This is a genomic window from Facklamia sp. P9177 (genome assembly GCF_050409585.1).
GTDB lineage: Bacteria > Bacillota > Bacilli > Lactobacillales > Aerococcaceae > Facklamia.
In genome coordinates this window covers 1-22,325 of the sequence record NZ_JBNUPE010000003.1, presented here as the reverse complement: position 1 = coordinate 22,325, position 22,325 = coordinate 1, and the positions used below count along the sequence as shown (strand labels likewise).

Annotated in this window: 18 protein-coding genes and 1 pseudogene; 16 read left to right on the top strand and 3 right to left on the bottom strand. The window is 35.0% G+C overall.

The features are described from left to right. Positions 1–15 precede the first annotated feature (15 nt). Both ACQV18_RS01925 and ACQV18_RS01920 read left to right on the top strand, forming a co-directional pair. On the top strand, positions 16–717 hold the full coding sequence (locus tag ACQV18_RS01925; protein WP_428873782.1) for a response regulator transcription factor: 702 nt from the start codon (positions 16–18) through the stop codon (positions 715–717). After that, entirely contained in the window at positions 701–2,215 is a 1,515-nt protein-coding gene (locus ACQV18_RS01920) for an ATP-binding protein (RefSeq protein ID WP_428873781.1), read from the top strand. The genes ACQV18_RS01925 and ACQV18_RS01920 overlap by 17 nt, the downstream gene beginning before the upstream one ends. 46 nt (positions 2,216–2,261) lie before the next feature. Here the strand turns inward: ACQV18_RS01920 and yidC are convergent, their stop codons facing one another. Next, positions 2,262–3,218, bottom strand: a complete 957-nt coding sequence (yidC, locus tag ACQV18_RS01915) for a membrane protein insertase YidC (RefSeq protein WP_428873780.1) — start codon at positions 3,216–3,218, stop codon at positions 2,262–2,264. 260 nt (positions 3,219–3,478) lie between these two features. Between yidC and ACQV18_RS01910 the strand changes: the two genes are divergently transcribed. The 12 genes from ACQV18_RS01910 to ACQV18_RS01855 all read left to right on the top strand — a co-directional run bounded on the left by ACQV18_RS01910 (position 3,479) and on the right by ACQV18_RS01855 (position 17,936). After that, on the top strand, positions 3,479–6,241 hold the full coding sequence (locus tag ACQV18_RS01910; RefSeq protein WP_428892470.1) for a DNA translocase FtsK: 2,763 nt from the start codon (positions 3,479–3,481) through the stop codon (positions 6,239–6,241). Between the two features lie 140 nt (positions 6,242–6,381). Next, positions 6,382–7,941 (top strand): ABC transporter ATP-binding protein, encoded by a 1,560-nt coding sequence (locus ACQV18_RS01905; protein ID WP_428881727.1) that lies wholly within the window; start codon positions 6,382–6,384, stop codon positions 7,939–7,941. Beyond that, on the top strand, positions 7,941–9,026 hold the full coding sequence (locus ACQV18_RS01900) for an ABC transporter permease (protein WP_428873777.1): 1,086 nt from the start codon (positions 7,941–7,943) through the stop codon (positions 9,024–9,026). The genes ACQV18_RS01905 and ACQV18_RS01900 overlap by 1 nt, the downstream gene beginning before the upstream one ends. Continuing rightward, the gene (locus tag ACQV18_RS01895) at positions 9,026–9,982 is read left to right on the top strand and encodes an ABC transporter permease (protein ID WP_428873775.1); all 957 of its coding nucleotides are present in this window, start codon (positions 9,026–9,028) and stop codon (positions 9,980–9,982) included. Before ACQV18_RS01900 ends, ACQV18_RS01895 begins: the two co-directional genes overlap by 1 nt. 58 nt (positions 9,983–10,040) lie before the next feature. Further along, complete coding sequence (locus tag ACQV18_RS01890; RefSeq protein ID WP_428884925.1) at positions 10,041–10,973, top strand: TIGR01212 family radical SAM protein; 933 nt, start codon at positions 10,041–10,043, stop codon at positions 10,971–10,973. A gap of 292 nt (positions 10,974–11,265) precedes the next feature. After that, positions 11,266–12,117 carry a MerR family transcriptional regulator gene (locus ACQV18_RS01885; protein WP_428892469.1) on the top strand — a complete coding sequence of 284 codons (852 nt, stop codon included), beginning with the start codon at positions 11,266–11,268 and terminating at the stop codon, positions 12,115–12,117. A 186-nt stretch (positions 12,118–12,303) separates the two neighbouring features. Next, on the top strand, positions 12,304–12,816 hold the full coding sequence (locus tag ACQV18_RS01880) for an ATP-binding cassette domain-containing protein (protein ID WP_428892468.1): 513 nt from the start codon (positions 12,304–12,306) through the stop codon (positions 12,814–12,816). Positions 12,817–12,984: 168 nt separating this feature from the next. Next, entirely contained in the window at positions 12,985–13,365 is a 381-nt protein-coding gene (locus tag ACQV18_RS01875) for a hypothetical protein (RefSeq protein ID WP_428892467.1), read from the top strand. 6 nt (positions 13,366–13,371) lie between these two features. Further along, positions 13,372–13,779: a DUF2785 domain-containing protein gene (locus ACQV18_RS01870; RefSeq protein WP_428892466.1), complete on the top strand. Its 408-nt coding sequence runs from the start codon at positions 13,372–13,374 to the stop codon at positions 13,777–13,779. Positions 13,780–14,345: 566 nt separating this feature from the next. After that, a complete protein-coding gene (locus ACQV18_RS01865; RefSeq protein WP_428892465.1) occupies positions 14,346–14,963 on the top strand; it encodes an ATP-binding cassette domain-containing protein in 618 nt (205 codons plus the stop codon). Continuing rightward, entirely contained in the window at positions 14,963–16,162 is a 1,200-nt protein-coding gene (locus tag ACQV18_RS01860; protein ID WP_428892464.1) for a hypothetical protein, read from the top strand. Before ACQV18_RS01865 ends, ACQV18_RS01860 begins: the two co-directional genes overlap by 1 nt. Before the next feature lie 277 nt (positions 16,163–16,439). Next, positions 16,440–17,936 carry an IS1182 family transposase gene (locus tag ACQV18_RS01855; RefSeq protein WP_428892463.1) on the top strand — a complete coding sequence of 499 codons (1,497 nt, stop codon included), beginning with the start codon at positions 16,440–16,442 and terminating at the stop codon, positions 17,934–17,936. Positions 17,937–18,241: 305 nt separating this feature from the next. Here the strand turns inward: ACQV18_RS01855 and ACQV18_RS01850 are convergent, their stop codons facing one another. Both ACQV18_RS01850 and ACQV18_RS01845 read right to left on the bottom strand, forming a co-directional pair. Beyond that, positions 18,242–18,442: a hypothetical protein gene (locus ACQV18_RS01850; protein WP_428892462.1), complete on the bottom strand. Its 201-nt coding sequence runs from the start codon at positions 18,440–18,442 to the stop codon at positions 18,242–18,244. A 362-nt stretch (positions 18,443–18,804) separates the two neighbouring features. Beyond that, positions 18,805–20,334, bottom strand: a complete 1,530-nt coding sequence (locus ACQV18_RS01845; RefSeq protein WP_428892461.1) for a DUF5067 domain-containing protein — start codon at positions 20,332–20,334, stop codon at positions 18,805–18,807. 409 nt (positions 20,335–20,743) lie between these two features. On the opposite strand from ACQV18_RS01845, the gene ACQV18_RS01840 reads away from it, so the two are divergent. Both ACQV18_RS01840 and ACQV18_RS01835 read left to right on the top strand, forming a co-directional pair. Then, a complete protein-coding gene (locus tag ACQV18_RS01840) occupies positions 20,744–21,445 on the top strand; it encodes an MFS transporter (protein ID WP_428892460.1) in 702 nt (233 codons plus the stop codon). A gap of 68 nt (positions 21,446–21,513) precedes the next feature. Then, a pseudogene (locus tag ACQV18_RS01835) lies at positions 21,514–22,325 on the top strand (transposase); the annotation flags it as partial.

Genomic DNA, 22,325 nt, shown 5'->3' with positions numbered 1-22,325 from the left:
TAGGAGGAAGTTCGCATGGTAAAAAATGTAAATCAACGTGTCTTAATTGTTGAAGATGAGAAGAACTTAGCTCGCTTTGTTGAGCTTGAGCTTCAACATGAAGGCTATGAAACAGCTATCTGTTATGATGGGCGCAGTGGTTTGGAAAAGGCCTTAGAAGAAAAGTGGGATGTTATTTTACTTGACCTAATGTTACCTGAATTAAATGGGTTGGAAGTTGTACGCCGTATTCGTCCAGTTAAAGATGTACCTATTATTATTATGACGGCTAGAGATTCTGTCATTGATCGTGTTTCAGGTCTTGACCAAGGAGCAGACGACTACATCGTTAAACCATTTGCCATTGAAGAATTATTAGCCAGACTCAGAGCACTTTTCCGTCGAATCGAGACTGAAGATGAATCAAGAACTCAAAATCAACCTTATCTAAAATTTAGGGACTTAGTGGTTGAAAAATCAAGCCGTATGGTGAAAAGACAAGGTGAGTTAATTGATTTAACTAAAAGAGAATACGAATTATTAGTCTTTTTAATGGAAAATATCAATATGGTTATGCCACGAGATGTCTTATTAGAACAAGTATGGGGCTATAAATCCGAGGTTGAAACTAATGTGGTGGATGTTTATATCCGTTATTTGAGAAATAAAATCGATATTCCAGGAGAAGAATCTTATATTCAAACGGTTCGTGGTACAGGCTATGTCATCAGAAACTAAATCATCTTCTGTCTTTACTTTTAAGAAAGACCAACCCCTTTCGCTTAAATGGAAATGGGGTATTTTCTTATCCTTAGCAATGATTATGCTGTCATTTATTTCACTTTTAATCTATCGCCAGTTAACGATTCAAATGTACGATGAACAATCAAAGGAAAGTCATCAGATGCAATTTGAATTTTTAATTAAGGGGCTATCCGACCAAGATCAGCCTTTCCAAGCTCAACAATTCCTTGACCAAAATGAACAAGATAGTGAGACAAAAGTTAAGTTTTTAATAGATCACTATTCTAACGACCAAACTATCATTCGCCTATATAGTCCCGAACAAAAGTTATTAAATGAAAGTCAGCATTTTCAATATCCTATTGGATCATCTAGTAAAGAGCTTGAAAGGCAAAATATAAAAGGAAAGAATTATCTAATCGGCTCTAGTCGGATTTCGAGTCGTATTAATCAAGAATTATTAGGCATTGTTCAATATATTGTTCTACCTGAGGCAAAAGTAGCGTATGTTCAAAAGTTAAATTATTTTTTGATTCGTTGTTTTCTAATAACGACTTTGATTTCAATATTATGTGGCTTTTTAATCGCTCATTATTTTTTAAGGCCCTTAACTTATGTTATTAACACTTTAGATTTATTAGAAGGAGATACTCTCTCTCAGGTTCGTGTTGTTCGACCGCGAACCAATGATGAGTGGAGCGATTTAAGTTTACATGTTAATAAACTGCTCGATAAGATTGAGCTTTATGTAAAGGGTCAAAAACAGTTTGTGGAAGATGTTTCGCACGAATTAAGAACGCCGGTAGCGATTGTTGAAGGACATTTAAAGATGCTAAATCGCTGGGGTAAAGAAGATCAGCAGGTTTTAGATGAATCTATTTCTGCTTCGCTGCAAGAAATTACACGAATGAAGGAATTAGTCCAAGAAATGTTAGACCTTTCAAGAGCAGACCATGTAGACGTGGATTACAAAGACGAAGTAACCGAAATCACCACTGCAGCTTCTCTAGTCCACCATAATTTTGAAATTTTATATCCAAACTTTCATTTTTATTTAGATAATGAGAAAAGTAAAAAAGTTTATGTCAATATTTATCATCATCACTTTGAACAGATCTTAGTAATATTACTTGATAACGCTGTGAAATATTCGACAGATCGTCCGGAGATACATATTTCAGTCAGTCAAACCATGAATAAGGTTGAAATTGCTGTCCAAGATTTTGGAGAAGGAATGACAGCAGAAGATAAAGAGCGTGTTTTTTCAAGGTTTTACCGAGTGGATAAAGCACGAGCGCGTGCCAAAGGTGGTAATGGCTTAGGGTTAAGTATCGCTAAACAATTAGTAGAAGGCTACCACGGAAAAATTCGGGTGGAGTCTGTCTATCAAAGAGGATCGATCTTCTATGTTGAGTTTCCGATTTTAACGGACCAACACTTAATTTATAAAAGTGAAAGGATTGCCAAAGAACTTGCTAAAGAAGAAAAATAAAACGAGCCTCAGCACAATAATGTGGTGAGGCTCATTTTATGTAGATTTATTTATTCTTTCTTTGCTTTCCAGCATTTCTAGCTTTTGGATTTTTAACCGGCACAATACGGTCAGCATTTACTTTTTCTAATTGTTTTTTCGTTTGTCTCGCTTTTTTCTGTCGCTTTACTCGCGGCATATTTTGATACTTTTTGACTTTTTCATCAATATCTTTTTGAATTTTTGGTCGTGCAACCTGATTCATATAGAATTGTTGAGCTAAAGTGAAAAGAGAACCAGTGAAGAAATATAGTCCGATTCCCGCGTTAGAAATATAAGTGAAATAACCTAACATAATTGGGTTCATATACATCATTGATTGTTGCATTTGATTGGCTTGAGGATTATCGGAAACGGGTGTAGCTGTTCCTTTTTGCATTAACCAACTAGATAAGAAGGTAGTTGCTGCAACTAAACCAACTAATAGTAAACTCTTTCCACCCAAGTGAATACCTAAGAAAGAGGACTCTGCAATTTTATCGGATGTACGAACCGCTGTATAAACAGCTGAAATAATTGGCATTTGAATTAATAATGGTAAACAGCCAGAAACGTTCGATAACATGTTAATGTCATATTTTCCGTAAACTTGCATTAACTCTTGTTGCAGAGCAGCTTTTTCTTGTGGATTATCTGTTCCTTTCATTTCTTCTTGAATTTCTGCAATTTCAGGTTGGGCATATTTCATTTTAGCTGAGCTTTCCATTGATGATTTAGTCATCTTATAAGTCGATGGAAGCATAAACAAACGAGTGATTAGGGTAACTATCATGATTGCAATCCCATAAGAACCGCCAAAAATATCTGCTAAAAAGTCTAAGAAGTTAGCAGTTGGTACTCCTAAATATTCATAGATAGGTCCAGTTGGGTTACCCGATGCATCATAGCGAATACAGCCTGTTGCTATCAATGAAACCATCGAGATAAGAAAAATTAACTTCCAATATTTTTTTATAAATTTCATTTTTCACGCTCCATCTAATTGATATAATTAACGATATATTATTTTGTGTTATTTTACAACAAATACAATGACTTGATACATTCTAAGCTAAAATTTGTGGTTTATCAAGTTAGTAATCATATAAAAGAGTATTTCTAGAAGTTGAATTTTAATTGGTATAAGCCTTTAATAAACTTAGAAATACGATAATTTGTTCGATATCATTTATCATAAATGATATAATAACCCATGCACGAGAGTTCTGAAAGGATGTGATGTGAATGGCTCAAAAGAAAAAACAATCCAAGCGTCAGAGTCAATCACCCAATCAAATGAAGTACCAATCAATCTACTTATTTTTAGGTATATTAATTACTTTCTTAAGTTTAGTCGCTATTTTCAATTGGGGCATTATGGGTTTAATGCTAACTAATGGTTTTCGTTTAATGGTAGGTGAAAGTTACGGACTTCTCTTATATACCAGTTTATTCTTAGGTTCCATGATGATGCTAAAAGGAAGAGTAATTAATGTACCTTTGAGACCACTCTTAGGTGGTTTTTTAATTATAATCGCATTAGCAGGGTCTTTACACTTTATTGAGTATTACGATTACTTACAAAATAATACTCAGCAGTCGGCGTTTGAGCATGCATTTCGAATCTACCGTAAGGAATTATTATCTCAACAAAGTATTTCTAGCTTAGGGGGTGGATTGGTCGGAGCAGGTCTTTATGTCAGTATCGGATATTTATTTGGTAAATGGGGATCTTATCTCTTCTTCTTTGTTAGTTTCTTTATCGGCTTAATTTTTCTTTTAGATCGCCCTTTAATTACCGGTTGGCAAGCCATTCAGCAATTATTTAGCCAAATGACTAATCTTTTTAAAGAACTTTTTCCTGATTTTTCAGAACTTAAAGAGGTTTACCAAGATAAAGGTGATGATCTTAACGATGAACGAAACATCATCGCTGCTAGTCCATTGGAAGAAAATCCTGATGAGGTTATGAATATTGAAGGCAACGAACTTAATGAATCAAAGCAAGAAAAGCAAAATGTATTTACAACACTATTTAGTCGTTTCTATTCCTTCTTTATGAAAACAGAAGAAACACAAAGTCTTCCTCCAAAGGATGTTTCATTTAACAATCGAACAGCTTATATGCCAACCTTCGAAAGAGAAGACCAACCCGCTTTTAACCCCACCACAGAATATGAATTTAAGCCTTATCGTCAAGAAGATTATCAGCAAAAATCTTTAAACTCCAAACGTTTATCCCAAGAAGAAGGACGTGTCTTGGATTTAGACTTCTTTGATCAGATGCACGATCAAGAAACAGCGCATTCTCAAGCTGATAGTCAATCGATTGATTCAATGACAAAAGAGCAGCTGAATCCTTTACCAACGAAGGAAGTAGAAAGTCTAGAAGAAATTGAAACAGCCATAGCACAAGACGAAATGGCTGATGAGGCACTTTCTAAACAAACGCCTAATAAAGCAGATGTCTTAGCTACTGCTAGTCATTGGCAAGACGCTAGTAATCAAAGGCAAGCTCTAACTGACGATGACTTAGATCAGGTTTTAAGTAAGGAAGAACTACAAAAGCAAACCAAAACCAAACAAAAGAAATCTAAAACCTATCAGTTCCCTGGGAAAAAGCTACTAAAAAAATTACCAGTAGTCGACCAGTCGGAAGAATATCAACGTATTAATGACAATATAAAAAAATTAGAATTGACTTTTGAAAGTTTTGGGGTCGATGCCAAGATAGTGAAGGCCAATTTGGGTCCTTCAGTCACTAAATATGAAATTGAACCTGCTGTGGGAGTTAAGGTAAGTAAGATTGTGTCCTTATCTGATGACATTGCTTTGGCACTAGCAGCACGTGATATTCGAATGGAAGCCCCTATACCCGGCAAATCGCTAATAGGAATTGAAGTTCCAAATACCCAAGTCAGCCCAGTCGCCTTTAGTGAAATTGTCGATGCGGGCTTGGAATCTGATAAACTCTTAGAAGTGCCTTTAGGACGAGATATTTCAGGTTCAGTTTGTCTGGCTGACTTAACCAAGATGCCCCATTTATTAATTGCTGGAGCAACAGGTTCAGGTAAGTCGGTTGGTGTGAATGTAATTATTTGTTCTATTTTAATGAAGGCAAAACCTGAAGACATTAAATTTTTAATGATTGACCCGAAAAAGGTCGAATTAACCCTCTACAACGACTTACCCCACCAGTTATCACCGGTGGTTACCAATCCACGCAAGGCAGCTAGAGCTTTAAATAATGTGGTAGAAGAAATGGAAAGACGCTATGAACTATTTGCTACAAGCGGGGTGAGAAATATTGATGGCTATAACGAACAAGTGGAGAGTTGGAACAAAGAAGAAGGAACTGGCTACGAGAAATTACCGAAGATAGTCGTTATCATTGATGAGTTAGCAGACCTCATGATGGTGGCCTCTAATGATGTTGAAAATGCCATTATCCGTTTAGCTCAAATGGCGAGGGCAGCCGGTATCCATATGATTATAGCGACGCAAAGACCTTCGGTTGATGTTATTACTGGAATTATTAAGGCCAATATTCCTTCTCGTTTAGCCTTTGCTGTTTCTTCTGGAACAGATTCACGCACAATTCTAGATTCGGTCGGTGCTGAGAAATTACTGGGTCGTGGTGACATGCTCTTCCAACCCATGGGCAAGAATAAACCGATCCGAGTTCAAGGAGCTTATATATCTGATGAAGAGGTAGAGCGCATTACTGACTTCATCAAGCAACAAAGACAAGCCGATTATGATGATAATATTGTCGTCAGTGAAGACAGTGTCTTAAACTCAGAAGCCTCTGATGATGAATATTATCTTGAAGCAGTGGAGTTGATTAAGGAACAGGATACTATCTCTATTTCACAACTCCAACGCAAATTTAGAATTGGTTATAATCGTGCAGCCCGTATGATTGATGACCTAGAAGCACAAGGTTTAGTTTCCGCACAAGATGGGAGTAAGCCAAGGCAAGTCTTAATTGAATCAAATGAAGATTAATTTTTAGACCAAGGATGATTAAAATAGTTTTAAAAAAACATGGTCTATTAAAATAAATTTGTTACTGAAATTTATGCTATTATCCGATATAATATGAGGGACTATGAACATTAGCAATGGAGAAAGGAGTTTCGATCAACATGGATCATGCTGTTATCGAAATGCGAGATATTTCCAAGAAGTTTGGCGATTTTTTTGCAAATAAAAAGATTAATTTAGAACTTAAAAAAGGAGAAATTCATGCCTTACTTGGTGAGAACGGGGCAGGCAAATCAACTTTAATGAATATCTTATCCGGTTTACTAGAACCTAGCTCCGGTCAGATTTATATGAACGGTAAGGCTGTGACAATCGGATCTCCAAAAAGAGCAGTCGAGTTAGGAATCGGCATGGTGCACCAGCATTTTATGTTGATTCAAGCCTTCACCGTAGTTGAAAACATTATTCTAGGTGAAGAACCGACCAAGGGACTGGTGGTGGATAAGGCTCAAGCACGCGAAAAAATTGTTGAGCTTTCTAAAAAATATGGTTTGTCAGTAGACCCTGATGCTAAGATTGAAGATATTTCAGTGGGTATGCAACAACGAGTGGAAATTCTAAAGACCCTTTACCGTGGTGCAGATATTTTAATTTTTGATGAGCCGACGGCTTCTTTAACACCGCAAGAGATTGACGAGCTAATGGAAACAATGCATAAATTGTCTAATGAAGGCAAGTCTATAATTATTATTACGCACAAGTTAAAAGAGATTAAGCAAGTGGCTGACCGTTGTACTGTTATTCGCCGAGGAGAGTCAATTCAAACCGTTGATGTGGCTGAAACTTCAACGGTGGATTTAGCGAATATGATGGTAGGAAGAAACGTTAACTTTAAAACCGAAAAGAAATTAGCACACCCGACCGATGTAGCTTTGTCAGTTCAAAATATCCATATTGAAGATCATCGAGGCATCGTAGCTGTAGACAAGCTCTCATTTGAAGTGAAACACGGTGAAATTGTTGGGATTGCAGGGATAGATGGTAATGGGCAATCTGAATTAGTTCTGTCCATCACTGGTTTAATCCCACCTAACTCAGGTGAGATTTACTTAAATGGTGAGAATATTACCCACTATACAACGCGTCAAATTGCGCAAAAAGGTCTGGCTCATATTCCTGAAGACCGTCACAAATACGGTTTAATTCTCGATCGAAAATTAGAAGACAATATTGTATTGAAAGATTATTATCATTCGCCCTTTTCAAAGTCTAATTTCTTGAACTTTAAAGAAATAGAAAAGCGGGCAAAAGAACTAATTAAAAAATATGATGTCCGAACGGTCTCCGAAAAGGTCAATGCCCGTTCGCTTTCAGGAGGAAATCAACAAAAAGCGATTATTGCGCGTGAATTGGAGATGCATCCCGATATTTTAATTGCAGCGAATCCTACACGTGGGTTGGATGTAGGGGCTATTGAATTTGTTCACCAAGCATTAATCAATGAACGTGATAAAAACAAGGCAGTTCTGCTAATGAGTTTTGAGTTGGATGAAATAATGAACTTATCTGACCGTATATTAGTTATGTTTGATGGTAAGATTGTAGCCGATATCCCGGCTGCTGAAACTAATGAAGAAGAATTAGGTTTATTAATGGCCGGGACGCCTTTTGAAGAAGTAATGGCTAATCGTAATAAGAAAGAAGGGAGTGAAGGTAACTAATGTCAAGATTAACTAAAATATTTACTTCCGTAGCCTCGGTCATTATTGGTTTGGTTTTTGGAGCCCTTTTAATGTTGGCCTTTGGTTATGATCCAGTGACAGGTTACAAATTTTTAATTACAGGAGCTTTTGGTAATCCGTTTTCCATCGGTCAAACCTTCCGAGCAGCAGCTCCTTTAATTTTTACTGGACTGGGTTTTGCGGTGGCTTATACGGCTGGATCGTTTAATATTGGTCTTTCGGGTCAAGCCCTATGGGGTTGGTTTGTATCCGTAGGGGTGGCCTTGATGATGCCCGAATCACCTGCTTGGCTAGTCATTCCTTTGGCTATTATCGCCGGAGCATTAGCCGGAGCCTTGTGGGCAGCTATCGCCGGCGTTTTAAAAGCCTATTTTGGCACCAGCGAAGTCATCGTAACCATCATGTTAAATTATATCTCTATTTATTTTGTCGATTATTTAATTCGCTATGTCTTAACCGATCGAGCAGATAGAACGCCTTCAATTGGTCAAAATGCCAGCCTAAGAATGGAATGGCTCAGTCAATTAACTAAAAACTCCACCCTACATGGTGGGATTTTCCTAGCAGTGATTGCTGCGGTAATCATTGGCATCTTAATGTCACGCACGACGACTGGTTTTGAATTAACCTCAGTGGGTCTCAACCGTTATGCTTCTAAATATGCCGGAATGTCTGACAAGAAAAACATTGTGCTTGCCATGCTCATCTCTGGTGCCTTAGCTGGTTTAGGGGGCGTAATGAATGGCTTGGGTGAATTTGGATTCATTAACCTTCAAAATGGTGTGGCACCGGCTATTGGTTTTAACGGAATGGCTGTCGCTTTACTAGGAATTAATAATCCAATCGGTATTATCTTCTCAGCTATTCTCTTTGGTGCTTTAGAAACAGGGGCATCGACCATGGCGCTATTTGCTAAAATTCCTTCCGAAATCGTAGATATTGTCATGGGTATTATCATCTTCTTTATTGGAGCGAACTTTATTATTACTTATTTTAAAGATAAATTATTCCCACAAAAACAAAGTATAGCCACTAAAGCTAATTCAGAAGGAGGCGAAGTCTAATGTCAGTTAATCTGCTAACACTTATCGTTTCTTCAACCCTTGTTTATTCAGCTCCTCTAATTTTTACAGCCATTGGTGGTGTTTTTTCAGAACGTTCTGGGGTTGTTAACGTGGGGCTAGAAGGAATCATGGTTATTGGTGCCTTAGCTTCAGTTGTTTTTAACTTAAATTTTGCGGATCAATTTGGCGATCTGACCCCTTGGTTGGCCTTGATAGCAGGAGGTCTGGCAGGTATCCTCCTTTCAGCTATCCATGCATTGGCCACTGTCCATTTAAGATCTGACCATATCATTTCAGGAACCGTTATCAACTTGATCGCGCCAGCTTTGGGTGTCTTTCTAGTTAGAGTATTATTTGATGGTAAAGGTGAAACACCTTCCATTAGAGAGTCCTTTGGTTATGCGACTTTCCCCATTTTATCGGATATTCCTTTTATTGGACCGATTTTCTTTAAAGCTACTTCAGCCCCCGCTTATGCTGGTATTTTACTAGCGGGTATCGCTTGGTTCGTTTTATTCAAAACACCTTTTGGCCTAAGGTTACGCTCAGTAGGCGAACACCCTCAAGCAGCGGACACACTAGGTGTCAATGTTTATGGCATGAAGTATGCTGGTGTTTTACTTTCAGGCTTTTTTGGTGGTTTAGGTGGGGGTGTTCTAGCGAATACCATTACCTTGAACTTCTCACTTTCGACGGTTGCCGGGCAAGGGTTTATGGCGATGGCGGCCATGATTTTCGGTAAATATAATCCGCTTGGCGCAATGGGAGCGGCTATTTTCTTCGGCTTTGCCCAATCCCTAGCAGTTTTAGGGTCACGTATTCCTTATATTGAGAGTATTCCATCTGTTTACTTACAGATTGCACCTTACTTAGTGACAATTATTGTCCTGGTCGGAGTGGTTGGTCAGTCCAGAGGGCCTGCAGCTAACGGAATTACTTATGTCAAATCGAAATAAAATACTTAGACTGATCATGAATTCATCATGACAGTCTTTTTTAAATGAAAAGTTAGGAATGAAAAAGATGAATGGAAATAATAAACGTTATCAAACGTGGAATAAGCATTTAAAGGATCATTTTGGCGAAAAGGTCTTTAAAGTCTCACTGGACGGTGGCTTTACTTGTCCTAATCGTGATGGTACAGTTGCCTTTGGCGGTTGTACTTTTTGTTCGGAATCTGGTTCGGGCGACTTTGCTCAAAGTCGGTTGGATCCGCTACCTATTCAATTAGGAAAAGGGATCCAGCAAATGCACAAAAAATGGCCTAAAGTTCAAAAATACATCGCTTATTTTCAAAACTTTACCAATACGCATGCTCCCCTACATGTTTTAAAAGCGCGGTTTGAACAAGTCATTCATGAAGAGGGTGTGGTAGGCATAATGATAGCGACGCGTCCAGATTGCTTGCCTGATGATGTGGTTGAATACTTGGCAGAATTGAATCAAAAGTATTATATGTGGGTAGAATTAGGACTGCAAACTGTTCATGACCAGACCAGCGTCCATATAAATAGGGGACACGATTACCAATGCTACTTAGATGGTGTTGCCAAGTTGAGAAAACATCATATTCCTGTGTGTACCCATTTAATTAATGGTTTGCCTGGTGAAGACTACGCCATGATGATGGAGAGTTTGAAACGAGTAGTAAAAGAATCAGATATTCAAGGCTTAAAGCTTCATCTCTTGTATTTGATGGAAGGCACTAAAATGGTCCAAGATTATCAGACGGGGCGGTTAAGATTTATGACACAGGAGGAATATGTGCAATTAATCTGTGACCAATTGGAGTATGTCCCTCAGGATATTATTATTCACCGATTAACCGGCGATGCACCGCGTGAGCGATTGATTGGACCTCAATGGTCACTGAAGAAGTGGGAGGTCTTAAACGCTATTGATCATGAGCTTGAAAGAAGAGGATCCTATCAGGGGATGCGAAGTTAATCCATTAAAATAAGGCACCATGGGGTTAGATAGTGAACTTTATGGTACTTTATTTTTAAAAGATTTGATAACCAGCTTTTTGAAAAAGAACAAGAGAAAATAACCTCTTTTTATTCAAAGTATCGATCATTGCATCACTATTTTATTTCTAATAATAAAAGAATAAGGACTGAAAAAACTATCAGAACTTCTAATTAAAGAAACTACAGATCTCTTATTTCAAATTATTAAATATCTCTTGACCTGTCCCTTAGGGGGGCTGATATATTTGATTTAAAAGGAGGTATGTACTATGTTGATGAATGAAGTGAGAGAAAAAACAGGTCTAACACGTAAAGCCATAGAATATTATGAAGAAAAAGGATTTATTAGTCCAGAAAGAGAGTCGAATAATTACAGGATTTACACTGATGAGGAGGTTGATATACTGAAGAAAATATCTATTTATAGAAAATTAGGTTGCTCAATAGAGGAAATTGAAGGTATTTTACAAGAACCCAATAAGTCAATGTTAGCCACTATCATTCGAGATAGAGAAATAAAATCACAATTAGATAATAAAAGAGTTGAAATATTGAAACTACTCCTTGAGGGATTAGATATAAACACTTTAAAAGAACAATTGATTTTAATCGATCAACAGGAATCGATTTATTCTAAGTTAGTAAGAGTATTTCCAGGATATATTGGTCAAATTTTCTTTTTATCATACAAAGCTTTTTTAACAGATACGTTGAAAGAGGATAAGATAAAATATTATGAAGACTATATTGAATTTTTAGATACTATGCCTGACTTTGAGTTAGATGAAGATGAGAAGATAGCAATAGACCAAGCATCAAAAACCATTTCACTAACAGACATTGAAGAGGTAAATGAGGAAAAAATGAAGTCTATTTATAATGCAGACAAATGGTTAGAGGAAAACAAAGAAATGTTAGAAAGATATCAGTCTTTTAAGGAAAGTAGTGTTTACCTAAACAATCTAATATATCGTATTCAAGAAAAAATGAAGAAGCATATGCAAGATTCAGGTTATTATGAAAAAGCTATTCCTTTGATGAGAAAGTTTAGTCCAGCATATAATGATTATTATGAAGAGTTATTAGCAGCAAATCAAAAGTTGATAGATAAAAACATATAAACTCAAGTAGGGTAATTATCGTAAAAGGACGATAGAAATTAAAATCTATCGTCTTTTTTGTACCAAAAATCAGAAAGGAAAGATGGATAGGATAAGAAGCCCTACTTGATAAGCAAGGTAAAAATATAATAAAACACATGGCGATTGGAAATGAATGAATCCATTCGTTTTTTTAAGACATGAAATTTGAAAAAAGGCATGAAGTATTTAATAGTTGGAGAAAGTGGAAAAGGAAAGTCCACTTTACTCAATATACTATTTGGCAACCTCCAACCTTTGGACGGAAAAATATTGATTGATAATAAAGAATTGTCTTATCGTCAGTTAAGAGAAATTATTTTTTATAATAGTCAATTTTCTAATGTTTTTTCGGATAATTATGCTAATAATGTCACACTGTTTGATAGTTTTACAATAAAAGAAGAAATTAGTTTACCTGAAAAGCACAAAAATAAAATTTTAAAGAGTGATAATTGTAGTCAACTTAGCGGTGGACAGAAACAAATGATCAAATTGCAAAGAGCTATACTTTCTCAAATGCCTATTTTATTAATGGATGAACCATTTTCCGCGATGAATTCTGAACTCGAAATCGATCTCACTAAAAAATTAGTGCAATTAGATAAAACAATCATATTAGTCAGTCATAATACGAATCCTGATTACTTAAACCTATTTGATGAAGTTATTTATTTATAAAATGGGAAGCCGTCTTAAAGAGTTACATTTATCTGGGGTAGAATACATAAGTTTTGAGAATTGAGATTGTTTCCTTCTAAAAATTTAGTGTGTCTTTATAAAATCTAATTCATTTAAACTTTACTTCTACAAAATATAAGGAGTATAGCTTATAAAAGGAGCTCAGTAATGCAAGAACAGTTATTAGAGAAGATGAAGTTTAATTCACAAAACTATAATTTGGATGAAATAAAATGGTTAATTAATAATAGAGGTCATCCTAACTCAGAAAGTAGAGATAAATTAATCTGTAGGACTTTTGTCAGAGGAATGGCAAAAGAATTATTTTCAATAGATCAAGTTAGGTATATGATTGACCAATTGTTAGAGAAAGATTTTATTTTATTTGAAATTGATAAAAAAGGGGAAGCTACTTTAAAACGCTCTTTTTCCTTATTACTTCTCTCCTTAATTGTTACATACGACAATGAAAAAGGCTCAATATACTATAAACTTTTAGACAAAGAAGCGTTTAAAAAAATTGAAAATGATACCTTGACTTACTTTTAAAAAGAGTTGGATTTTTCGGGATATTCTGATCATTTTGGGTGGGTTCACACCTTTGCGCATGCTGCAGATCTAATGGTTGCAATCGTTAAACACCCCTTATTTAATAAATCGAATCTGGAAGCTATCTGGAAAGCGATTATGAACTACTTTAGAAAGATAGAAATAAAACCGGTAGATGATGAAGAGGACCGTCTAGTCTATATTATTAAAGAATTATTTGTTCATAACATTTTACACGAGGATAAATTCAAAGTGTGGATTAATCGAGAAAATTTTCCGCGAAGAAATAATAAAGAATATTACCAATGGTCGGCATTTCGTTCATTTTGTATGGCAATATATATTGAATTAGATCAGTTAGGTCTTGCTAGTGATGATCTAAAAAAACGTTTGTATGATCCTATAAACAGCTAATTAACCATTTAAACATTAAAAGTCAGAACTTATTATAATAACCGTATAGGGTCAAATTCTGCAGAATGTTTATCAAGAAGCGAGAGATACACTCTAAACTGGTGTTAGTTTTCTAACTTCAAATTATCTTTATATAAATTTTAGCATGGCGTATCGAATATGTAATGTGAACAATTTCAATCCAAATGTAAGCGCTTATTGATTATGTTTAAACTATTTGGTACAATATATGTGTTAAATTTGAAATTAACGATATTAGATGCTGAGAAGCTAGATGCAGTTTAGTTATATTTTTTAAAACCTTTAAAATTTAAAAGATTCTAAGGCATTAAACAAAAAATGCATCTTTTTTTTAAAAAGAAGTTTAGTTTTTTATTAGTAATAATTTCTTTTGTTGGGATTGCTCGTCCTCAAGTGGCAACCGCTGCACCTTCATTCAGAGTATTGAAGTATTACTAGTTTGATAGAAATATTTTTACTTTTACCTGTTCTAGTAAGAATTGACATTTTTATATTAATACAGCAACATGGACAAAATGTTAAATTATAATTGATAGGAGGAAATTATGCTCTCTTTAAAAAATGTATCAATTAGCACGAGGCTATCGGTATTAGAAAATGCATCCTATAATTTTTTAAATGGATTTATTTATGGAATTGTTGCTCCAAATGGGGCAGGTAAGACGACTTTGTTTCGTTCCATTGCAGGGTTAAAAGAAATTAATAAGGGTGAGATTCGTTTTAATAATCAAGCCGTAACTAATCAAAGAAAAAATTTCTTTTATTTAGAAGATATTGAATGGCTGGATCAAAACTTAACTGGCATGGATTATTTAAAACTTGTTCATTTAAAATGGGAATCTTCTTTAAATACTGAAGAGATTGTTCACTTATGTCGCATCGATAATTTTGTGAATGTGCCTATTCGAAAGTATTCCAAAGGCATGAAGCAAAAATTGATTTTTGCATTATATTTAATCAGTGACGCAGAATGTTATTTAATGGACGAAATATTGAACGGATTAGACAGTGATTCCAGAACGATGTTTTTTGAACTATTAAAGAAAAACCGAGAAAAAGATAAAATAATCATTATAACTTCCCATTACCTTGAAGATCTTAGGATCATTTGTGATTCTATCGTTTATTTGCAAGATAAACAATTGAAAGAAGGTGAAAAGTAATGATGGAAGTAATGCTCTTTATTAAGAAATTATTAAGAAGCCGTTTAAATGTTATGCCACTACTTATTCTTCTTCTGAGTATAGCTACCATCTTGTTTTTAAATTATAAATCCATTGATTATTTTTCTCTAAAAAACACTTTAATTGAAGAAAACGTTAAATTTGATAAAGATATTGTAGAAATCAATAGTTTAATTGATGGTCAAGATGAAACAAACGAGCAAATAAGTTCGATTGATCAAGAGAATTTAATCAATGCGAAAGATTTAAAAGAAAAAAATAAAAAGATTCTGAATGCATTGGAACAGAAGAACTATCAGGAAGCTTACACTATGATGGCTAATAAAATTTCTAACACGAGTTCAATTGTAGAAGGAAATTCAAAATTTTATGGGTCTTCGTATCAAGAAATCATGGAAGCTTTGAAACGTGATGAAAAATTTTATAACTATCTGTCAGCTCACAAATTAAAAGCTGATAATATCCAGCCAGTATTTGGAGCAACTTTTATGTTTTCTATATGGAATGAGTATATGCCTTTTCTATTTACCTTTCTTATTATTTTTATTCTCTCACAAATATTTGCTTCTGCTTTTCATGATAAACTAATGATCTATCGATTGATTCCAGATAATTATTTCAAAAGATTTATACGAAATACTGCTATCGGTAGTTTGATTTCTTCTACCATATTTTTCCTAACTCTTATATTCGCTTATATCCTAGCCAGTCTATTCTTTGATAAGGGCTCTTTTAATTATCCAATATTAATTTACAGTGAAAAATTAGCAGCCAGTTGGATTGCAATGAGCCGTTTAATTTCAAACGCTCTGATTCTACAGTTGGTATCAATTATTACAGTTATATCGACCATATACTTAATAGCAATGGTTTTTAAGGATAAGATGCTTACAATGTTTGTGGCTCTGATTGTTATTTTAGGGAGTATGAGTTTGTCGTATATTTTGGTTCCCTTGCAAAAAGTGGCGCATTTAATACCGTATAATTATATGCAATCTGTTGCTGTCGTGACCGGACAAATAAATAACCAAATAGAAATAAGTCATTTAAATTTTAATAGCGGTATTCTATCAAATATCTTTTGTATCTTAATAATCGTTGCGGTTATATTTATAATAGAATTTAAAAGAAGTAGCAAGCTAAGTAATTTCAAAGGAGTCAAAGATGAAAGTTTATAATCTTTCCTTATAGATTCATAAAATAGTTTAATAGGAATCAGTTAACAATGTAAGTCTTTGTCTAAAAAGATGGGAGCATTATATTAACGAGTGCTAGGATAAGGAATAATAGAAGGGGGCTGTATCATAAGTCTCAAACCGAAAAACCACTATAAACGTTGTTTAAACAATGTTTATAGTGGTTTTTATGGTATAATGAAGATATAAAAAAGCAGAAAGTTGACGCTTTCTGCTTCGCCAATGCCTCTCCTCTAACACAAAAGAAAGGACATAAAAAATGCACTTTCATTATAACACCAATCAATTAGCTTTGGAAATCTCTTATGCCTATATTCCTGAAGAAGCACATGTTGTCCACTTTATTGATGGCTTGGTCAACCAATTAGCCATTGATCATCCTTATGTGTTTGGTCGCCCGAGAGAATACCCTTTATCTGCCGTCTTAAAGCTCATTCTCTTTGCCTATACTCGAGAGATATTTACCAGTCGGAAGATTGAACGCTTTGCGGCTGAAAACCTACCGGCTCAATGGTTAACACAAGGTAGAGTCCCTTCACATACCACGATCTGCCGATGCCGAGTGGATGAGAGCATTCAAGACATTCTAGATGCTGGGTTTGATGGACTTGTAAACTATTTAATGGAACAACGTCTGATAGACGATGCTTTATTTATTGATGGAACAAAAATTTTAGCGAATGCGAATAAATATACCTTCGTCTGGAAAAAGAACATCATCCGTTTTGATGAAGCCAATGAAGCACAAATCAAAGAGCTGTTAAAAGAAACCAAAGTAGCCTATCAAGACATGACACTTCCTGAGGGAACAGACTTAACGATGGATCAGCTGGAAGAAGTGATGACACAGTTAGAGCGCTGTCTCGAAGCTTTAGAAAAAGAAGTGGAAGAAACAAAGAAACAATCGCCTAATCCGGCCAAGCAATCACGTCGTCGCTTAAAATCTCTCAAGCACCCACTCAATGAACGCATTGAAAAGAAACAAAACTATGAAAAACATCGTCATCTTTTAGGTGACCGTCATTCTTATTCTAAAACGGATACTGACGCGACCTTTATGCGGATGAAAGAAGATCCAATGCGAAACGGTCAAACTAAACCTGGCTATAACCTACAAATCGCCACCAGTAATCAATATGTATTAGCTTATGACATCTATCCCAATCCAACCGACACACGAACGCTTCAACCATTCTTTGAGACCCACCGTGCACTCATTGATTCGATGACTTATGTTTCGATGGACGCTGGGTATGGTTCCGAGTCCAACTATGCCTACTTAGAAGACCATCATCCCGATACCATCGCCATCATCCCCTATAGCACGATGTTAAAAGAACAGACAAAAAAATGGCAATCCGATGAAAAGAAAGTCTTCAATTGGACTTATCATGAAGCAGATGATTATTATATTGACCTTCAAGGGGTACGTTTCAATTTCAGTGCTTACCGTGAGCGAAAAAATCATTATGACGAGATTCAACAATTCAAAGAATACAAAGCTGAAACGCACACTTCAGGAGGCGAACGCATTGAAGCCGCATTTACTCCGAAAGGTTCCATCCGAAAAATCAGCGTCAATCCTTCTTGGGAATATTTTAAAGCTAAACAACGTGCACTGGCTGAAGAAGAAACCACCCAAGCCATTTATGCCCGCCGAAAAATCGATGTTGAAACTGCCTTTGGCTATCTCAAGGGCTCTTTAGGTTTCACCCGAGTCCACCTTCGAGGCAGACGGAAGGTGAAAATTGAATGAGGCATTGCATTGCTGGCATACAATATCAATAAACTGGTGTTATATATCCAAGAACAAGAAAAAATAAAGACCCGAGACAAAATGCGTGGACATTTTATCTCGGGTCTTATTTTAAAGGTTATAGCAAAAATGGACTTATGATACAGCCCCTGTTTGGTAAGCAATTTATTGAATAGTATAGTCGCAGCAGCCTCCTATGGTAGTGGCAAAAGATAGATTTAATTTAAAATAATCTTTTCGAAGTTTAAAATATAAGAGATGATAGCTATTTTTAACAACGACTTTAAAAAGAATTAAAACTAACATCATTTCTCATCTTTTTTTTCATATTTCTTTTTCTCCTGACGCCATACAGCATATTGAGTGCCTAAAATAGCACCTATATAAACAGGTATCGCACCTCCTATTTCACCTTTTAAAAAATAAAATACACATTCACCTAAGAGATAACCTAAAGTCGCCCCTAAAAAAGATTTTAAATGAGGTTTAAAATCATATTTATTCATAAACATTTTCCCCTCCATCAACTTAATTATTTATATTTTAACACAGTATAAAAACGTTTTCAAAAATCTTATATCTTTGAATAAAAAGTTTAAAATTAAATTTAGAACGATTGGAAAATACTCAAAAAAGAAAAGAGCGGTGACAGTATCGGTTTATCATTAGAAAAAAATTTATGCACCACGTGAACAAGTATTCGGACTTCAATGGTCATTGAAAAAGTGAGAGGTCTTAAACGCTATTTATCAGAAGTTAGAAGAAGAGGCGACTATCAGGGGATGCGGAGTTAATCCATTCAACTAAGGCACCATGAGGTTAGATAGTGAACCTTATGGTGCCTTATTTATATTATTTAAATGATAAATTATTCAACAATTTGATATATTTGACCGTTAAGGTCTTCAAAATCATTCCAATTCGATTGAGATTCCAGTGTCAGTATGACTTCTTCGTATTCATTGATGACTTCAATTTGTTCTTCTTCAGTTACTTGGTAATTGATGTTTTCTAATTTAATTGCTTCAACATCATTTTCATTGAGCTTTTCTAATTGAACATTTGCTTCTTTAGATAATTCAAAATCAGATGGATTTTGAATTTCAAGGTCTAATTGATTCACTAAATCTTGGCTTGGGTTTAATACATAAAGGGTATTAAAGTCAAAAAGATAACCTTGGTTACTATCATTTAAATAAAGAGCGCTTTGGTTAGGTAACTTCAGTAAATCTTCGATTTTGAGATCGAAATCAGAAATCGTTTCATTTTCTGCAATTGATAGGGTCAAAGGCGATTCGGTGTCCATCAATTGATAGTAAGCTGTGACTGTTGTTTGTTCGCCAGAATCTACTTCTTCATACTTAGGAAAAACTTCTTGATCAGGATCTAATTGGTAGTTGGCTGGTTCTAGTTTATTCATTGAATCTTCTTTAAATTGAGAGAAGAAGACTTGTTGATCCCAAGCGTGAGCATAATCCATTACTTTTTGATCAGAAGTATTTTCGAATTCATATTTGACAACCAGCATTGGTAATACTTGGTCTTGATTGCCAGCAGTAGCAGGTGCTAATAATGAAACATATTTAATGGTATATTCGCCACTTTCAGTTGTAAAGTTATAATTCAAAGGTAAACCTTCTTTTTCTTCTTCAGAATCTTCTTTTAAGTCACTTAAATGTTGAGTAAGCTTTTCGTGTTTTGAAGGGTCTTCGTTATTATTTTTAGTCTTAGTCTGGCTTTGCTTATTTGACTCAGAATCTGATTGGCTAAAAATCTCAGGGTAAAGCTTTTTGAAATTATTGTATGGCATAGTAATATCGCCACCTGTCGGCAGTTTTATTAAGTATTGAATTGCTGCTTCGCGTACAGCGTCTTTTGGAAGTTTTGTCAGCATTTCATCCGTAACACCGTAATAATGAAGGGAATATAGATATTCATCGTAGAATCCTTGATCAACTTTTTCAGCCGCTTCTTCGTAAGTATAGGATAGTCCTTTGTCTTTTGAATTGCTTGATTCCTTTTCAGTACTTGTTTGCTTATTTTCAACAATTTCAGGATATAACTTTTTGAAATGAGCATAAGGCATGGAGATATCGCCACCAGTCGGTAAAGCCATTAAATATTCAATGGCTGCTTCACGAACTGTTCCTTTAGGAAGTGATGCCAGCATTTCGTCTGTAATTCCATAATAATGCAATGAAGAAAGATATTGATCATAGAAATCTTCATCCACTCTTTTAGCGGCTTCTTCATAAGTATAGCTGAGGCCTTTTTCTGAGCTTTCAACTTCAGTTTGGTTTGCTTCAGTTGTTTCTTGCGCAGAAATATTTATCGGTAAGCTAGCTCCCGCCAGAGAAATGATTGACAGGGTAGAAAGTAAATTTCTTTTAAATGACATAATATAACTCCCTTTACATAAAAATTCGATATTTAAATTTTATCACAAAATACAGCTTTACACTATCAAAAAATTTTTACTTTTAATAGATAAATTAACCATTAATTACTATTGACAAATTTTAATCTATTATAGTAAGATGCAAACGCTCTATATGATATGAAAGAGACATCGTAATGGATGAACCAATTTAAAAACTAATTTTTTCTGAAATAAAATATATGAATAAAAATCTCTGAAAAATCCTATAAGGTCTCCATGTAAAAATATGACCTCAATTTAAAATTTTCCAAAAGAGAATTTATTAATCTATATTTTTGTTAAAATTAAAAAATTTGATAATGATTGATCATTGTAAAACTTTTATAGCTTTTCAATGAAATTTTAAAGGGAGGTAGGTTTTAAGTAGATGAAGAAAACAAACTCTTTTTTAAAGAAAAGTTTCCCTCTTTTAGCAAATTATGGAATATCATTAGCAGGAGATACTTTATATTTGTATGCAATTAATTGGTTTTTAGTTTCTCAAACTAAAACCACATCATTGTTAGGGACCGTCAACGGAATAAGTAGTTTTGTACTTCTAATCGCTAATATTTTTGCAGGCCCTATTGTTGATCGTTACAATAGAAAACATTTACTTATTTTCTCTGACTTAATTAGTTTTATATCGTGTCTTGTCTGTGCTTTTTTACTTAATGACTATGTCGAAGACAAGTTAATTTTAATCACTACAAGTTCAGTCTTGAGTTTGTCTATGGCAATAAATTCACCTTCAGCTAAAGCTGTTGTACCTAATGTTATCTCTTCTGAAAATATTGAGTCTTTCAATTCTTTGCAAAACACGTTATCAAGTGCTATTAAAGTTGTTTCGCCATTAGTTGGAGCATTATTATTATCTGTATTTAACAACTTTAATGTTTTTATTCTTATTAATTCTCTTTCTTTTTTAATTTCAGCGATTCTCATATCAACAGTTCCTTACAATAATATCAAACAAGACTCTAATAAACAGAGTTTTGTGAAAAGATTGGTTTCAGGGTTAAAATATGTAATAAATAAAAGAAAGATATTAGGAATCCTAATATTTCAGACTGTAGACAAAGTCCTCTAAATCACCAACCTATGGTGATTTAGAGGACTTTTTGATATATAATAAAAAGAAAACGGGTGATTTCTATGATGTCCACTAATGCAGAAAGTAAAACGTTCGAAGCACGTCATCAGATGGCTTTTCATGCGCTCGAAGACCTTGTTCCAGAAGAACATCTTCTGAGAAAAATTGATCGACATATTGATTTTTCTTTTATTTATGGACTGGTAGAAGATGTTTATTGCTTAGATAATGGACGTCCGAGCATTGACCCAGTGACACTGATTAAAATACCTATGATTCAATATTTATTCGGTATTCCAAGTATGCGCCAAACCATTCAAGAAATTCAGGTGAATGTCGCATATCGTTGGTTTTTAGGGTTATCTCTCACTGACCCAGTGCCACATTTTTCAACTTTTGGAAAAAATTATAAGCGTCGTTTCGAAGGGACAAGTATCGCCCAACAGATCTTTAGCCAGATTCTCACACAGTGTTTTGAAGCGGACATGATTGATTCTAAAGCTATTTTCATTGACGGCACCCATGTTAAAGCTTGCGCTAATGGTCGGAAATATACGAACGAAGAAGTACTTATTCAAGCCAAATGGTTGGCGGATGAAATGCTAGAAGCTGTCCAAGAAGATCGTGAGATCCATGGAAAAAAGCCTCTAAAAAATACAGAAAAGGAGTCCTCAACAAAATCCCAAAAAATCAGTCCTAATGACCCGGAGGCGGGGTGGTTTCATAAAGGAGATCATAAGCAAGTTTTTGCCTATAACATCCAAACAGCCTGTGATTGTAATGGATGGGTATAAAACACCCACAATCGCCCAATTCCTATTAAAACAAGAAATTACACCGGTGTTTCCTTATACACGGCCAAGACGTAAACGGGAGA

Coding starts and splice junctions, on each gene's coding strand:
- ACQV18_RS01925 (WP_428873782.1), top strand. CDS start 16: ATGGTAAAAAATGTAAATCAACGTGTCTTAATTGTTGAAGATGAGAAG.
- ACQV18_RS01920 (WP_428873781.1), top strand. CDS start 701: ATGTCATCAGAAACTAAATCATCTTCTGTCTTTACTTTTAAGAAAGAC.
- yidC (WP_428873780.1), bottom strand. CDS start 3,218: ATGAAATTTATAAAAAAATATTGGAAGTTAATTTTTCTTATCTCGATG.
- ACQV18_RS01910 (WP_428892470.1), top strand. CDS start 3,479: ATGGCTCAAAAGAAAAAACAATCCAAGCGTCAGAGTCAATCACCCAAT.
- ACQV18_RS01905 (WP_428881727.1), top strand. CDS start 6,382: ATGGATCATGCTGTTATCGAAATGCGAGATATTTCCAAGAAGTTTGGC.
- ACQV18_RS01900 (WP_428873777.1), top strand. CDS start 7,941: ATGTCAAGATTAACTAAAATATTTACTTCCGTAGCCTCGGTCATTATT.
- ACQV18_RS01895 (WP_428873775.1), top strand. CDS start 9,026: ATGTCAGTTAATCTGCTAACACTTATCGTTTCTTCAACCCTTGTTTAT.
- ACQV18_RS01890 (WP_428884925.1), top strand. CDS start 10,041: ATGAAAAAGATGAATGGAAATAATAAACGTTATCAAACGTGGAATAAG.
- ACQV18_RS01885 (WP_428892469.1), top strand. CDS start 11,266: ATGTTGATGAATGAAGTGAGAGAAAAAACAGGTCTAACACGTAAAGCC.
- ACQV18_RS01875 (WP_428892467.1), top strand. CDS start 12,985: ATGCAAGAACAGTTATTAGAGAAGATGAAGTTTAATTCACAAAACTAT.
- ACQV18_RS01865 (WP_428892465.1), top strand. CDS start 14,346: ATGCTCTCTTTAAAAAATGTATCAATTAGCACGAGGCTATCGGTATTA.
- ACQV18_RS01860 (WP_428892464.1), top strand. CDS start 14,963: ATGATGGAAGTAATGCTCTTTATTAAGAAATTATTAAGAAGCCGTTTA.
- ACQV18_RS01855 (WP_428892463.1), top strand. CDS start 16,440: ATGCACTTTCATTATAACACCAATCAATTAGCTTTGGAAATCTCTTAT.
- ACQV18_RS01850 (WP_428892462.1), bottom strand. CDS start 18,442: ATGAATAAATATGATTTTAAACCTCATTTAAAATCTTTTTTAGGGGCG.
- ACQV18_RS01845 (WP_428892461.1), bottom strand. CDS start 20,334: ATGTCATTTAAAAGAAATTTACTTTCTACCCTGTCAATCATTTCTCTG.
- ACQV18_RS01840 (WP_428892460.1), top strand. CDS start 20,744: ATGAAGAAAACAAACTCTTTTTTAAAGAAAAGTTTCCCTCTTTTAGCA.